Genomic DNA, 15527 nt, shown 5'->3' on the forward strand with positions numbered 1-15527 from the left:
AATTATGTTATTTATGTGAATTTCTAATTTATCGGATTGACAGCGAGGATGATAATCATTATCATTATCAGTGGAGGAGGAAATTTTTTAATGAAGAAATTTTCAGTATTGTTTTTCATTACTTTTTTTATCATAAATGCCCTTTCCATTCACGGGGTGGAAGCTTATTCCTACGGTGACCCCAACGAAGAGAAAGTTGCTGAAGTTTACAAAGAAATGCTCGTAAAGCTTGATGAGAATCCTCCAAATTTTACAGCTGCAAAAAAGTCTTATGAATCTGTTCAAGAAGAAATTGATATGCACATGGGGCCTGAGCCCTCAAAACTTATTCTGAAAAACTTGGCTGATGAAGATAAACAGGCGCTAACCGATAATATGGAAAAGCTTCTTGTCTTAAATATCGCGAGACGCCTTGATAGTATTGAAAATAATTTTTCAGAATATGAGACTACGAAAAGACTCCTTGCTAAAGGATTTGCTACATACGAAGCATTGTCACCAAAGGTTGAAGCTGAGCATCCGGAAAACAATAAGAAAATCCGAGCGGATTTTGATGAGGCACTTCAAGCATTGGGGAACCCTGGTTTGTTTGGCGTAGGGAAAAAGGAAGCTAGTCTAGATTCCTTTAAGCAAAATAAAGATGAGATTTTGGATACTTTAAAAACAGAATTTAAAATAAAAAGCCTTGATGTAGGACATTTTTCAGAGAGTGCGACAGAATCTAATGCCGGTGGCAAAAAGGATTGGACAGATGTTTCGAATATTCGAAATTGGATTCCGCTGATCTTAATTGCTGCAGTGATTATTGCAGTTGTCATATTTGTTGTCCGAAGAAGAAGGAAATAAAAACGAAAAGACACCTTTGGAGAGAGGAGAGGCGGCTGTGGAAATTCAAGCGCTGCTGATTACATTTCGGGAAGTTTTAGAGGCATTGCTCATTGTCGGGATTATTACGACCTATTTAAAAAGAGTGAACCAAAAGCAATACACCAAATATGTCTGGTTGGGAGCAGGCCTTGCCGTCCTGGCGAGCTTTGGGGCGGCCATGTTATTCCAGGTCGTGTTTACTGGATTTGCGGCAATGGGAAGCGAGATGTATCTGAAAATAGGGATTATGCTTGTTTCAACCGTCCTCCTCACGCAAATGGTGTTTTGGATGGCCAGTCATGCCCGTGATTTAAAAGGGAACATGGAAGGAAAAATGAGTAAGTTTATTACCACCGGCAACGTTGTTGGCATGGTCATTCATTCCTTTCTTGTCGTCCTTCGTGAAGGAATTGAAACGGTATTTTTCTTTGCTGCTATTACCGGCGGTAACATAGGCGCTGCCATGCAGGGCTGGGGTGCAATAACCGGGGTGATCATCGCCGCTGTCGTCTCATATTTCTTCTTTAAAGGGACAATGAGAATTCCATTAAGCACTTTCTTTAAACTAACTGGCGCATTTATTATTTTAATTTCCGCAGGCTTATTGGTACAGGCGATTTCGATGATGCAGGATTTAAACATTATCGGCAGTGTCATTCCACATGTTTATGACCTTACCTGGTTTTTACCTGAGCATCCGATTGATTATAGCCATTATCTTCGGGATCATGGTACTGCGCCGCTCCTTTCAGGGGATATTGGCATCTTTTTAAAGGCATTATTCGGCTATTCATCGATGCCTTCGATTGAAGAGGTACTTGCCTATATTGGTTATTTTGTAGCTATTTTATTGCTTACTTCCTCTAAAAATACTCCGGTAAAAGCAAAAAAGGAAGAAGCGGCCAAATCAGCCAAGCTGCTTAAACCACAGGCAAAATAGTTCAGCGAAACTAAAAAGTACAAGGCGGAAGCCTTGTACTTTTTCTCTTACCAAAAGAGGTGATTATATGAAGTTAGCAGGATTCAATCGTGGATTACTAATTGCGATAAGCATGGTTACAATCATAATTGTGATTGCCTCCCAGCTTTATTTTTTAAATCCATTCGCCTCAACATGGGATCAGGTGGATTTTTCCCTGGCGGTTAATCGTTTTGATTTAATGGCTATGCAGCCTCATTTTCCTGGGTATCCCTTCTTTATATTGGGTGGAAAAATCCTTTATCCTTTTTTAGGAAATCCAGCAGAGGCCCTGACCATGTTTAATATTCTGGCTTATGCAAGCTCGCTTTTTCCGATTTATCGATTATTTCGAAAATTTTTACCTAACCACTTTTCATGGCTGGCAACGGCCATCATTTTTTCGCAATCCTATATTGTGATCATGGTCAATCAGCCGATGTCAGAAGGTACGGCGCTCGCTGTATTTTGGTGGTTTGTTTGGAGTCTTTCATTAGCTATGGAAAGACACAACTCCTCCCTTATTTTATTGCCATTAGGCATTTTAAGTATCATGCTAGGTACCCGTCTTTCCTATCTGCCGTTTGCATTGGGCATCTTGTTATTATTTTTTTGGAAATGGAAAAATGGGCTACTAACCGTAAAAGAGGCAGGTTATTATGCTCTCTTTGGGCTTGTCTTTCAGGCCTGCTGGGTTGTCGCTCTAATCATCTCAGAGGGAAGTCTGACAGGTTTTATTAAGCTTTCTTTAGCCTTTACAAGTGGACATTTTACAGATTGGGGCGGAGCAGTCGAAACATCTGAGATTAGTTTTTTGAAGAGATCATCGATATTTTTATGGGATAATATTCTTTGGACAGGTATTGCCGCAAAAGAGTACATAATTGCTGTTATTTATCTTTGCTTGTTTATCATGTTGGGAGTTAGCAAGGGAACCCAAATAGGGCATGAAGCAAGAAAGCCTTTGGTAAATTTAATTTATCTGTTGTTTTTCAGTTATTTTTTATGGGCACTGTTGGCACAAAATATTGAAAAGCCAAGGCATATCCTCCCGCTTGCGGTTCTGCTTATTTTCTATCTTTGTTTTCAGCTTTTCGCAAACAGGATTCCCTGGTTCATCACTGTTTTAGCCGTTATTTTGCTAGGATTTCAAACAGTAAAAAGTGTTGAGTTATTAAAAACGGAAGCGGCTGAACTGCCTGCCGTTTATCAAATGAATGCGTATATTGAAAAAATGAATGAACCGGTTATTCTTTACACATGGGAGGAAACACGGGTATTGCAATATTTACATGCACCGTACACCCACAAAAGGATTAACACGTACCAATTATTTCAAATGGAAACAAAATATTATCAAGGAAGAACGGTGCTGCTGACGGACAAAGTAGTAAAAGGGTTTGTTTCGCAGGGGGGTTCGGTTAAGGGGAAAATAAAAAAGCTAAAGAGCTTCAAATCTCGAGAGCTTTATGACCCAGTTTATAATGAAATAACCTTATATAAATGGATCGACCATTAATTGTTGTAAGAGAAAGGACTTAGGCATTGAATAAAATTACGATCGCAGGAACAGGATATGCTGGACTAGTCACAGGGGTTTGTTTAGCGGAGATTGGTCATTCGGTGATTTGTGTTGATAAAGAATCGCCTAAAGTTGAAATCCTCAAAAAAGGAATATCAACGATTTATGAACCTGGCTTGGAAGAGATGCTAAAGAGAAATTTAGAGGCGGGCAGGATTTCATTTACGGCAAGTTCTTCGGAGGGATATAAGGATGCGGAAATAATCATCATTACTGTGGGAACGCCGAAAACAATAGATGGATTGTTGGATTTACAATATATTAACCAAGTCTCAATCGAAATCGGCCAATCCATTGTTCGTCCAGATGTCATTATCGTAACGAAAAGTACAGTACCTGCTGGAACTAGTGAAAAGATTAAGGGATGGATTAAGTCAAATCTATCGCAACAGCTCAATTTTCACATGGCGGCAAACCCTGAATTTCTGCGCCAAGGTTCAGCTATTTACGATATGTTTCATGGGGACAGGATCATTATTGGTTCGGAAAGTGAATATGCTTTAAATTGCTTAGAGGATTTATATAAGCCATTTGGCATTCCGATTATGAAAACAGATACAAGCAGTGCAGAACTAATTAAGGTTGCTGCAAATGCATTTTTGGCCTTGAAAATTAGTTATGTGAACGTCTTGTCCAATTACTGCGAACAAATCGGAGGAAATATTGAAGATGTTGCAGCAGGAATGGGGATGGACAATCGGATTGGCCTGTCGTTTTTAAATGCCGGCATCGGTTTTGGCGGCTCATGCCTTCCGAAAGATACCGAGGCACTTGTTAATATGGCCAAAAAGGCAGGAGAGCCAAACAAACTGCTGGAGGAAGCATTACATATAAATCGAAGGCAGGAATTACGACTATTTCAAAAGGCAAAGACCAGATTTTCTAATTTAAAAGGGAAGAGAGTAGCGATATTAGGTATTGCCTATAAACCCGATACAGATGATGTCCGTGAGAGTGCTGCAATCAAGCTGGCAAGACAGTTGGTGCAGGATGAGGCCTCAGTCATTGCCTTTGATCCTGTGTCAATAGAGAATGCCAAAGTGGAATTAGGGGAGCTCATCTCCTATACAAATTCACTAAATGAGGCACTTAAGGGGGCTGAGTTGGCGTTGATCGTGACAGATTGGGAGGAAATTAAAACGATTAACTTAAATACCTTTTCTGAACTCATGAAACAGCCGGTTGTTTTTGATGGAAGAAATTGCTTTCAGCTTGATATCGTTGAAAAATATCCAATCGAATATCACTCAATTGGCAGACCCAGTATATTTGGAAAAATGAAAAAGGAAATCCCGTAAGTAAATGGGATTTCCTTTTTGTAAGCAAGCGTGATTATTTTGAAGAAAGTTCCTTTTCTAATGCGGTTTCAACAGGTACATAAGCATATCCCAAATCGTGGGCAACTGCTTCGTAAGTGATTTCTCCGTTTGCCACGTTTACGCCAAGTTTCAATGCTGGGTTTTCCGAAATCGCTTTACAAACCCCATTATCAGCAATTTTTAGTGCATAAGGAACCGTTACATTTGTTAAGGCAATTGTAGAGGTTCTAGGAACCGCACCTGGCATATTGGCAACAGAGTAGTGAATAACTCCATGCTTCTCAAAGGTTGGGTTATCATGGGTGGTTACGTGATCAATTGTTTCTACGATACCGCCTTGGTCAATTGCCACATCAACAATAACTGCCCCCGGTTTCATTGCTTTCACCATTTCTTCTTTAACAAGCCTAGGCGCTTTAGCACCAGGAATTAACACTGCCCCAATTAACAGATCAGCTTCAGCAACCGCTTCAGCAATATTATATGGATTGGACATTAAAGTTTTAATTTGATTACCAAAAATATCATCAAGCTGGCGCAGCCGGTCAGCACTTAGGTCAATAATCGTTACGTCAGCACCTAAGCCGATGGCCATTTTAGCCGCATTTGTTCCTACAACACCGCCGCCAATGATAGTTACTTTTCCGCGGTTCACTCCCGGTACACCAGCAAGCAGAATCCCTTGACCGCCGTTATTTTTTTGCAGGAATGCGGCCCCGATTTGTGCAGCCATTCGGCCTGCCACTTCACTCATCGGCGTTAGCAATGGAAGTGTATTGTTTACTGATACGGTTTCATAGGCAATAGCAATGACGCCTTTATCTTTTAATGCCTGTGCTAATGCAGGCTCAGCAGCAAGGTGTAGATAAGTAAATAAAATCAGCCCTTGTCTGAAGTATTGATACTCACTGGCGAGCGGCTCTTTGACTTTCATAACCATATCCGCTTTTATCCAGACCTGTTCGGCGCTATTAATAATTTCGGCGCCGGCTTTTTCGTATGATTCATTATTGAAACCGCTTCCAATTCCGGCGTCCTTTTCGATTAAAACCGTGTGGCCGGCATTAATAAATGAAATAACACCTGCTGGAGTAAGTGCTACTCGATTTTCATTATTCTTTATTTCTTTAGGTACCCCGATAATCATATTGTTAATTCCTCCCTAATCTACAATCAAAAATCCTATGGATAAAGTATAAAAGGTTTAAGGAAGGATTTCTTTGTCAGGAAAGAAAAATAATTATTTAACTTTTTGGGGATTTTCACAAAAAGTTTTGTTTAAATCCCCTTATATTTATTAAGCTTTAAATCAATGTAGAGCATCATTTTTTGATTAGGGTCTTTAAAATTAATGTCGCCAATTTCTGAAATTCGTTTAAGTCGATAGGCCAAAGTGTTGGCGTGGACATTCAAATCCTTCGCTGCATCGTTTATATTGTCATCAAAGTTCAAGAAACTTTCCAACGTTTCAAGAAGATTGCTGTTATGTTTTTGATCATATTCGTGAAGCTTTTTTAAGGAATAGTTTTCGTATTCTTCATTTCTTCTTTTTTCTAAAAGCAAATCAAATAACTGATAAATCCCCAACTTTTGATAGTTAATGATGTTTTTTGTTTCCTTAGGGAATTTGCTTTTTACCGTTAATACAGCATTTGCCTCGTCGTAAGCTTTGCTGATTTTTGAATAATCCTCATAAATGCCGCTGCAGGCGGGGGTAATCTCTTTAATTCCGAATCGGTCATCCAATTTGGCGGCAAACATTTTCGCAAAATAATCTAGTTCTGGGATCAGGTTATCAAAATAATCGGCTGCGGCCAGTAAGATTAGCTGGTTACAATCAATGGCATAAAGCAAAATTTTGACCCGCTGAGTCGTCTTTAATAAATAGGAAATAGCCTGCTCTTCTTTGTTAGTAATGTTATGCGGCAGTTTGTAAACCTGCACGGCAAAGAATTTAGCGGGAGTTATTTGCAAAGAATGGAAGTGCTCCATTATTTCCCTCGGGGAGTTCAAATGCCGGGTTAACAGTTTCCAAAAGAATTCCTGGGTACGCTCTTCCTTTTTATTTTTTCTGGTCTGAAGCTGCAGCAGTTTGTTTTTGACTGCGTCTGCAGCATTTTTTAATAAGGTAAAATCATCGTTTGTTAATGACCGATCGATTTCCAGTGCCCAAATGAATCCTAATACCTCATCCTGCTTCCAGATCGAAATCGCGACCCGATGACCCAGTCCGATATCCTCCATGCTTTTTACCCGAATCGGTTCCTTGGTTTTAAGAAGGGCAGGAATCGTTCCTTCTTTCCATAATTGATTAATAACTTTTTCAGGTACTCGGCGGCCAATGATGGTGGAAATTCTAGCCGGATCCGTTCGCTCGTCATGGGTGCTATAGGCAAGCAGACGATGGTTCGCATCTTCAATTGTAATCGGGCATTTAAGCACCTGGCTAATCATGTCGGCAAATTCATCTAAACTATCAAAAGCGGCCTTAAAAGGGTCATATCGATTACCTTCCAATTTGTTGACCTCCATTTATGTAGGAAAACTTTTCTGTTATATAATGCTCTTTGTTTTATTTTACAAAATTACAAGATAAGGTTGAATGATTTATTTTTTCGCATACTAAAATTATATGCGTAAAGGAGGTATGTACAATGAGGAAACTGACAATGTTATTTGCCGCAGCTCTTTGTTTATTGATTTTCCCAAATTCACTTGGCTTGGCGATGACTGAAAAAAGTCCGCTTGAAAGCCTGTATGAGCAGAATACCATGTCAGTACTTTGGTTTCAAAAGTCTGGTGAGGCAAAGGCATTATATTATCAAGGGTACTACCTTGGCAGACTAAGACTGGATGAAATTCTTTCCAAGAAGGAAAAAGGGAATGGGTTAAAACCAGCGATTGTGCTTGATATTGACGAAACTGTCCTGGATAACAGTCCATATCATGCCTGGATGGTTCAGACCGGCAAAGGAGACCCAATTGATTGGAGTGATTGGTTTAACAGGGCGGAAGCAAAACCGCTGCCAGGTGCCCTGGATTTCCTGAAGTATGCCGAATCAAGGGAAGTGGAGATCTTCTATATTTCTAACCGCAAGGAAGCACAAAAGGAAGCAACAATCAAAAATTTACAAATGGTCGGCGCTCCGAAAGCGGATGCGAAGCATGTTTTATTACAGCAGGAGAAAGAAATCGGCAAGGAAATACGGCGGGAACAGGTGGCGAAAGATTACGATATTGTCTTGTTATTTGGAGATAATCTCGGGGATTTTAAAGGGTTTGATCAATTATCTGCTGTAGATAGGATAAAGTCAGTTGACAGAATAAATGCTGAGTTCGGCAGCAAGTTTATCGTCTTTCCGAATCCAATGTATGGGGATTGGGAAGGGGCCATTTACGATTATGATTTAAAGAAGACTCCTGCAGAATATATGAAAATAAGAAAAGACAACCTTCAAAGCTTTGAACCATAATTTTCATTTAAAAAGCGCTGCAGAAAAAAGTCCGTAGCGCTTTTTATTGAAATTTTAGAAGGACTATCAGAATAAATGCAGGAAATTTAATTTGTTAAGCCAGAATATTAATTTGCTTTTACATTCTTAAGGATATTGATGGCAAAAAGGATAATACCGAGTACCATTAATGTTCCGCCAGTAGCAACACCTGGACCGGCAGACTCATTACCTGAAACGAGCAGTGCCAGTGAGATCATCATGACAGGAAGGGCAATATTATGAAGCCAGAAGTGAACTTTTGCCAATGTGGTTTCCGCGGCTTGAGGAAAGGCAACATAAATAAGACCGGCAAGCGTCATCGCTGTCCATCCTAATAAATTAATATGGACATGAACTGGAGTAAAATTAAAGTTTTCCGTCATCGACATGTACATTCCGAGGCATACCCCAATGACAAAGTAGCACACAGAAACTTTAATAAACTTAACACCCATTTTCTTACCTACCTCCCTTAAAAATAATGACTATAGTAGTAAATATGTAGGTCTATTTCATTATAGAACCATCATTTACTAGGACTTGAACGGATTTTTGAGGGACTAAAGTAATGGAAAAAAAGCACCCTAAAAAAAGGTGCTTTCTATTTTAGCTAATAAGAAAGTATAAATTCAACTACGCCTCATGAACCGTCCTAGCGGACTCGCCAATCGGCGAGTTTTCATTTAAAATAACGCTTTAATTCCCACTAGTGCCAGCCCGATGAGGAAACCACACAATGCTCCATTTACCCGAATCCATTGCAGGTCTTTTCCTACATTAGTTTCAATCATGTGGATGAGCGTTTTATTATCCAGCTTTTCAAGATTTTCTTCGACCAGTTTTCCGACTTTGGAATGGTTTTTATCAACAAACCCGGCAATTTGCAATTTAATCCAAGCTTCAAGCTGCCCCATCTTTTCCTGATCTGAACCGAATTCACTTAGTCCTTCCTTTATGAAAGGAAGAAGATATTCATCGTAGAAAATAGGGTCTTCAACAAAATCCAGTGCCTTAGCTTGAGCATTCGCCAAGAATTCGTTGATTTTTTCTCCAGGTTCCCATTTTGCTATCAATTGGGATTTAAAGCGTTCCAATTCTTCATACATTTTTTCGTCACTTTTCAGGCTCTCAAGTTTCTGATGGATGTGAATCAATAGGGTTTGCCTGTTTTGGTTAAAGGGGTCACGAAAGCTATCGACACCCTTAATGATTAGATTCTGGATAATATTGCCCAGCTTTTCCTCATTCACGAGATTGCTAAATGAACGTATCGCAAACTGCATAATGCCGTCGGCTGGAATATTTTCAATCATGTCCACGGCAATTCCGCCGAGCCGATATTTAGTACTATCCTTTTTGGCCCAAACATCAATTTCCTTCAGAACCAAATCCAGTGCTTTTTCATCATATTTTCGGACTGTAACCTGGTCAATAAGAAGGGGGAGATAATGCTTTGTATCTAAGCTATTCAGTTGGGATTTAAGCTCCTTTTCAATGGCCGGGGCAACTTTTTGCAGGTTTACCATCTTAATTAAATGTTTAATAACCTTTATGCTATTCTTTTTTAGATTATTTCCGTGTATTTCCTCATTGATGAGTGAAAAAATTTTCTCAGTGAACTGGAAATTGTTTATTTTCTGCTGGATACTTTCTTTCGTCAGCCAATCATTTTCCAGCATCGAGATGATTTTTGCGATAATTTTACTGCGATTTTTCGGCAAAAGCGCAGTATGTGGGATGGGCAGCCCTAGCGGATGCCGAAAAAGTGCCGTCACGGCAAACCAGTCGGCAAGGCCCCCTACCAGCCCTGCTTCAAAACCGCCTTGGAGAACAGTTCTCCAAATGGATTGCGGCATTGGAATTGTAGCAAGAAACCCGGCTGCCATAATAATTAATGAAATGGTAGCTAGATGTCGTGTATTTGTTTTCTTATTACCCATTATTTTACCCCTCATTTTTTCATAAAGATAAAGTCATATTGCTATTATCTCAATATTGTAGAAAAAAAAGCAAAAAAAACCTATCTAAAAAACCTATTCTTGTTAAGAAAGAAAAAAACCTTCTCATTGACTTAAGAGGAGGTTTTTTTCGCGGGTTTTTTGTGGGTAATCAACCCGTCTAAATCAGTAATATAGAATTGTATTTCTGGAGCTGATTTTAAATATTTGTCCTGGATTAGCTGATAATAATTTACCCTGTGCTCCGGGTCAAACGGCAGCATCGGATATTCATTGTGCTCCTTGACATATAGGTCGACTGCTTTTTGGACAATGTCCATTTCCCCCGGGATATGCTTTTCGTGTTCTTCAAATATGTCATAGGTTTCCTTCGACATAAAGTATTTTCTTTCAGGTATCCCGCCAAGAAGATGGGCAAGCTGTTTAAAATCGATGCTGTTATCCTCTTTAACAAGAATGGTTCTGTATACCCCTTTGGGTAAGCTGTTAGAAAAATCATGAACAGTTTTTTTTATATCTTCTAACGTTGCACCTATAATCGGATATTGTCTTTCCTTCGTTGTACCATTGACTGGAACCTTTAGTTCCTTTTTGTGACTAGTAAGTTTTAAGAATAAATAAATTGCTGCTCCGCCTACTCCAAGTCCTAAGATAATATAAATTAATATAATATCCATGCCTCCCTATTTAGAAGTATTATTAACATTTAATATTTCATCTTATAAAATTCTGCCATTTTTTGGTGATAATGTCGAGGGGTTTTGAAAAATATGAAAAGGTATCCAGCAGGATACCTTTTCATATGCTCTTAGTGAGATTAATTTGCGAAATTTACATCCTTGTATATAACGTGTAACTCTTTAAGGAAATCATCAACGGATAAATAGGTTTCGGTATCCTCAAAAAACCATAAATCATTTTCTTCTATATAGAAGTTCATTCCATTAACTTCTTTCGAGAACCCAGAGTTTGCTGGTGTTTCAATTGAAAATGCAAGACTATAGCCTTTGTGCTTTTCGCCAAAGCCGGCATATTGCGGGAACAGACGAACGCTAAAGGGCCTTTTGTATTCGAATTCTCCTGCAAACCACGTTACTGCTTTTTCATCAATAGAAATCAACATATTCAAACACCAACCTTTTCTAATGAGGTGACAATTCTAAAGAAATATCTTTACTAAAAGGTTACGTTTTTTCTTGAAAATTGCCTATGATAATATTCACATGAAGCTATTTTCAGGGTTAATTGTAATAAAAAATTCATTTTTAAAAAATGATCATAGAGTTACTGTTTTTGTAACATCTTTATGGTGATAATGGTGATATGATAACCACATGAAAGGGGATGTTGTTGATGGAAAAGCAATTTGAGAAATTAAATGAGAATGTAAATGACATGAAGTCTCTAATAAATACTTTTAACAAAACTTTAGAAAACATTGAAAAAAGACTTTCAAGATTAGAGAAAATGGATAGTATAGAACATCGCGTCGCTGTTAACCAAATCGATTTATCTGATATTAAAGAAGTTTTAGAACGGATCGAGGAATCGCAAAAAAATGATATCCAGCATATCAATCGCCGTCTTGATTCCCACCTTATTAAAATTGCAAAAGTAGAAGAAGAAACTTTGATTTTAAAGTCAAGATAAAAAAGACCAGGGACACTGGTCTTTTTCTATCCAGAGGCGAATGCGCTTACAGCTTTTTGAAGAAAGCTTTAGCACCAAGGTAAAGTGTTGCAAGTGCGAAGATAAGAATGGCAAGTGCACCGATAACATGAAATAATGATGACAGGCTAGCTAAAAATGAAATGGTCGGCATTTTAACTAAGGCGAAGCCAGCCAAAATACAGGCCAAGAAAAGAATAGCTGTTTGGTTCAATTTTATCCCCTCCTTGTTAGCAGGATATGCAGGCAAGACAAATGTTGGAATGAGTCAATTGTCCTGATTAAAAGGACAAAAAAAACAAACCTTTTGCAGGTTTGTTTATATTATGTCAGTACAGAACCTCCGAGTTGGATAAAGACACCTGCTTGAGGTTTGTTGGTTCACCGTCGTTTATACTTTTCATGACTTCTATATATTTAATATGATGGTCTTCCATTTCAATAATTTTAAAAGTGTACGTTTCATGTGCAATAATGTCGCCTTCTTTGGCATCGTAATTCTCGGTTAAAATCCAGCCGCCGATAGTATCAACATCTTCGTCATTAATTTCGACGCCCAATAAATCATTGACTTCGCTCACTAAAACCTTTGAATCAATAATATAATGATTTTCCTTGATTTTGCGAATTTCAGGAATCTCATCCATATCAAATTCATCGCGAATTTCCCCGACAATTTCTTCAAGGATATCTTCTACCGTTACCAAACCTGAAGTTCCACCGTATTCATCCATTAAAACCGCCATATGCATTCGCTCTTTTTGCATTTTTACAAGCAAATCATGAATAGGGATCGTTTCAATTACACGGATGATAGGACGGATGTAGCCTTCGAGAGTTTGTGCCGAAAGCTGTTCGTTTCCAATAAAATCTGTCATGACTTCCTTGGCGTTGACAATCCCAACGATATGGTCCTTATCCCCATCGATTACAGGATATCTGGTGAATTTTTCTTCCCGGATCGTTGATAAAAAGGCATCAAGCGAGTCATCCTTAGACAATGAGACGATTTCGGTCCGCGGTACCATAATTTCTTTTGCTATTCGATTATCAAAATCAAATATTTTATTTACATACTTGAACTCTGATTGGTTAATTTCACCACTTTTATAGCTCTCCGATAAGATAATTCGAAGCTCTTCCTCCGTATGAGCGATTTCATTTTCGGAAACAGGTTTAAGCCCAAAGATTCTCGAAATGATTCGAGCGGATCCGTTCAATACCCAAATAAACGGGTACATAATTTTATAGAAGAGAATGAGCGGGCGAGCTACCTTAAGTGTTATCCATTCTGCTTTTTGAATGGCCAATGTTTTAGGCGCAAGTTCTCCGACTACGACGTGTAAAAATGTAATTGTTCCAAATGCAATCGAAATGGATAATATTTTTACAGCATTGTCGGGAAGATTCAATGAAATGAAGAGAGGACCAAGCAAATGTTCAATCGTTGATTCCCCAATCCAACCTAACCCAAGAGCCGTGATGGTAATTCCAAGCTGACAGGCAGAAAGATATTCATCTAAATTTGAAATCACTCTTTTGGCTGAAACGGCCTTCGAACTTCCTTCTTCAATTAACTGATCGATTCTTGAACTCCTAATCTTCACAATCGCAAACTCTGAAGTTACAAAAAAAGCAGTTAATGCTATTAAAATGGCTATTAAAACCAAATTAAATATGTCCAAATAAGTTCCCTTAACTCGTTGTTTAGACGAGTAAGGTAGTCACCTCCTGGTATTTTCAAAGATTAACTTGAAACCTTTAAAAGCGATTTCAATAATGCTGTTCTAAGCAGACTTAGGTTATTCGTCAGCGTCTCTTTTTGCTTTTCATCCAATTTTTCAATAAATGGGATGATGTCAAATAAATCATTGTGTAGCTTGAGCATTTGCTGGGTCAGCGTACACACATGTTTTTCCACTTCTGAAGCCTGAATGCTGCCTGCTGCTTTGCGCATTTCTAGTTTTCTTTTAATCTCGTCTAATGGATAATGCAAACTCTTGCATTCTTCGATAAATTTTAAATCATGTAATGATTCGTCCGTATAGATGCGGTAATTGGACTTAGATCGATCTGCTTTGAGCAGTCCAATAGACGTATAGTAATCAATTGTTCTCTTGGAAACCATTGCTCTTTCCGCTAATTCGCCAATTCGATAGACAGCCCCATCATACCACCTCGACATATATATAAATTAACAATATTATAGAGAATTTAAACCGTACAGTCAAACGTTTCGGTTATTATAGGCATTGTTAACTATATTTTATGGTGAATTATAGGTAATATGAATACTAATGTCAAAATATTATAAAAAAATAAAAAACGTCTCCTTATTCGGGAGACGCTGGCAATTTTTTTACTTCTATATAGCCGATATGGTGGCCGTCGATTTCTTTGATTTGAAAGGTGAAGCCATCTCTTTCGAGTGTATCGTCTTTTTGGACATCAAATTTTTGGGTCAAAAACCATCCGCCAATGGTATCAACATCATCGTCCTCGAGGGTAGTGCCTAAAATATCGTTGACCTCACTGATGAGGACTTTCCCATCTAAAATATAATGATTCTCACCCTTTTTCTGAATAAGGGGTACTTCATCCAAATCAAATTCATCCCTGATTTCCCCGACGATTTCTTCTAAAATATCCTCGACCGTGACAACCCCGGCTGTACCGCCATACTCATCGGATAGAACCGCCATATGAGAGCGGTTTTTTTGCAGTTTTACTAACAGTTCCTGAATCGGGATAGTTTCAATCACATGTATAACAGGCTTTATGTAAGTAGCAAGCGGTTCTTCGCCGCTGCATTTCTGCTGGATGCAGTCGGTCAGCACCTCCTTGATATTGACGACACCTAAAATGTTATCCTTATCCCCATCAATGACGGGATAACGGGTGTATCCTTCTTCCTGGACAGTTTCAATAATTTCATTAAGAGAGGCATCTTTGGAAAAGGTGATGACCTCCGTCCGCGGCACCATAATTTCCTTGGCGATGCGATCATCAAATTCAAAAATCCGATTCATGTAGCTATATTCCGACTGGTTAATTTCACCGCTCTTATAGCTCTGCGATAAAATTAGCCGTAATTCTTCTTCGGAAAGGACGATATCATTTTCCGAGGCTGGTCTAATCCCAAACAGTCCCGTAACATAACGAGCGGAGTGGTTTAACGCCCATATGAACGGGTACATTAGCTTATAAAACAAAATCATAGGCTTGGCAACATGCAGGATAATTTCCTCCGACTTTTGTATTGCAAACGTTTTTGGCGATAATTCACCAATGACCACATGGACAAAGGTGATGGCAATAAACGAAAAAATAACGGAAATTATGTGTCCCAGTGAAGCCGGAATTTGCAGCCAATCCAAGATAGGTTTTAACAGCATTCGAATTGTGGGTTCGCCAAGCCACCCCAAGATTAACGAAATAATCGTAATTCCGACCTGAGTGGCCGATAAATATCCATCCAAATTGGAAATGACTTTCTTGGCGGCTTCGGCTTTTTTATTGCCTTCGGCAACCAATTGGTCGATTCTGGTTGTCCGTACTCTGACGATCGCAAATTCTGATGCGACAAAAAATGCAGTAAATAGTATGAGCAGAGCTATTATCAAGATATTTATCCAAATCATTGGGGACCTTACGATGCGTAAGGTATGCCACCTCACTTAC

Annotated in this window: 16 protein-coding genes; 6 read left to right on the forward strand and 10 right to left on the reverse strand. The window is 38.8% G+C overall.

Translation table 11 applies throughout. From position 1 onward, the window contains the following. Positions 1–90 precede the first annotated feature (90 nt). From QNN06_RS08415 to QNN06_RS08430, 4 genes are all read left to right on the forward strand, one after another. Positions 91–846 carry a hypothetical protein gene (locus QNN06_RS08415; RefSeq protein WP_213116736.1) on the forward strand — a complete coding sequence of 252 codons (756 nt, stop codon included), beginning with the start codon at positions 91–93 and terminating at the stop codon, positions 844–846. Between the two features lie 37 nt (positions 847–883). Further along, positions 884–1807 carry an FTR1 family iron permease gene (locus tag QNN06_RS08420; RefSeq protein WP_217033043.1) on the forward strand — a complete coding sequence of 308 codons (924 nt, stop codon included), beginning with the start codon at positions 884–886 and terminating at the stop codon, positions 1805–1807. 67 nt (positions 1808–1874) lie between these two features. Continuing rightward, positions 1875–3344: a hypothetical protein gene (locus QNN06_RS08425; protein ID WP_213116734.1), complete on the forward strand. Its 1470-nt coding sequence runs from the start codon at positions 1875–1877 to the stop codon at positions 3342–3344. A gap of 26 nt (positions 3345–3370) precedes the next feature. Continuing rightward, the gene (locus tag QNN06_RS08430; RefSeq protein WP_213116733.1) at positions 3371–4705 is read left to right on the forward strand and encodes a UDP-glucose dehydrogenase family protein; all 1335 of its coding nucleotides are present in this window, start codon (positions 3371–3373) and stop codon (positions 4703–4705) included. A gap of 34 nt (positions 4706–4739) precedes the next feature. On the opposite strand, the gene ald is transcribed toward QNN06_RS08430, so the two are convergent. Both ald and QNN06_RS08440 read right to left on the reverse strand, forming a co-directional pair. Then, positions 4740–5873 (reverse strand): alanine dehydrogenase, encoded by a 1134-nt coding sequence (ald, locus tag QNN06_RS08435; RefSeq protein WP_213116732.1) that lies wholly within the window; start codon positions 5871–5873, stop codon positions 4740–4742. Between the two features lie 131 nt (positions 5874–6004). Further along, positions 6005–7180: a PucR family transcriptional regulator gene (locus tag QNN06_RS08440; RefSeq protein ID WP_284037913.1), complete on the reverse strand. Its 1176-nt coding sequence runs from the start codon at positions 7178–7180 to the stop codon at positions 6005–6007. A gap of 200 nt (positions 7181–7380) precedes the next feature. Between QNN06_RS08440 and QNN06_RS08445 the strand changes: the two genes are divergently transcribed. Then, positions 7381–8199 (forward strand): 5'-nucleotidase, lipoprotein e(P4) family, encoded by an 819-nt coding sequence (locus QNN06_RS08445; RefSeq protein ID WP_213116730.1) that lies wholly within the window; start codon positions 7381–7383, stop codon positions 8197–8199. A 107-nt stretch (positions 8200–8306) separates the two neighbouring features. On the opposite strand, the gene QNN06_RS08450 is transcribed toward QNN06_RS08445, so the two are convergent. The 4 genes from QNN06_RS08450 to QNN06_RS08465 form a co-directional block, all read right to left on the reverse strand. Next, a complete protein-coding gene (locus QNN06_RS08450) occupies positions 8307–8675 on the reverse strand; it encodes a cytochrome-c oxidase (RefSeq protein ID WP_213116729.1) in 369 nt (122 codons plus the stop codon). Between the two features lie 228 nt (positions 8676–8903). Beyond that, positions 8904–10160 (reverse strand): DUF445 domain-containing protein, encoded by a 1257-nt coding sequence (locus tag QNN06_RS08455; protein ID WP_284037413.1) that lies wholly within the window; start codon positions 10158–10160, stop codon positions 8904–8906. A gap of 131 nt (positions 10161–10291) precedes the next feature. Continuing rightward, entirely contained in the window at positions 10292–10855 is a 564-nt protein-coding gene (locus tag QNN06_RS08460; protein WP_217033038.1) for a DUF3939 domain-containing protein, read from the reverse strand. A 140-nt stretch (positions 10856–10995) separates the two neighbouring features. After that, on the reverse strand, positions 10996–11301 hold the full coding sequence (locus QNN06_RS08465) for a HesB/YadR/YfhF family protein (RefSeq protein WP_284037414.1): 306 nt from the start codon (positions 11299–11301) through the stop codon (positions 10996–10998). Positions 11302–11531: 230 nt separating this feature from the next. On the opposite strand from QNN06_RS08465, the gene QNN06_RS08470 reads away from it, so the two are divergent. After that, the gene (locus tag QNN06_RS08470) at positions 11532–11828 is read left to right on the forward strand and encodes a hypothetical protein (protein WP_249366446.1); all 297 of its coding nucleotides are present in this window, start codon (positions 11532–11534) and stop codon (positions 11826–11828) included. A gap of 46 nt (positions 11829–11874) precedes the next feature. Here the strand turns inward: QNN06_RS08470 and QNN06_RS08475 are convergent, their stop codons facing one another. From QNN06_RS08475 to QNN06_RS08490, 4 genes are all read right to left on the reverse strand, one after another. Further along, entirely contained in the window at positions 11875–12060 is a 186-nt protein-coding gene (locus QNN06_RS08475; RefSeq protein ID WP_213116725.1) for a hypothetical protein, read from the reverse strand. Between the two features lie 115 nt (positions 12061–12175). Further along, on the reverse strand, positions 12176–13531 hold the full coding sequence (locus QNN06_RS08480; protein ID WP_213116724.1) for a hemolysin family protein: 1356 nt from the start codon (positions 13529–13531) through the stop codon (positions 12176–12178). Positions 13532–13593: 62 nt separating this feature from the next. Beyond that, entirely contained in the window at positions 13594–14031 is a 438-nt protein-coding gene (locus QNN06_RS08485) for a MerR family transcriptional regulator (protein ID WP_284037415.1), read from the reverse strand. Positions 14032–14179: 148 nt separating this feature from the next. Beyond that, a complete protein-coding gene (locus tag QNN06_RS08490) occupies positions 14180–15487 on the reverse strand; it encodes a hemolysin family protein (RefSeq protein ID WP_213116722.1) in 1308 nt (435 codons plus the stop codon). Positions 15488–15527 lie beyond the last annotated feature (40 nt).

This window comes from Neobacillus sp. 114 (assembly GCF_030127045.1).
Lineage (GTDB): Bacteria > Bacillota > Bacilli > Bacillales > Cytobacillaceae > Neobacillus > Neobacillus rhizophilus.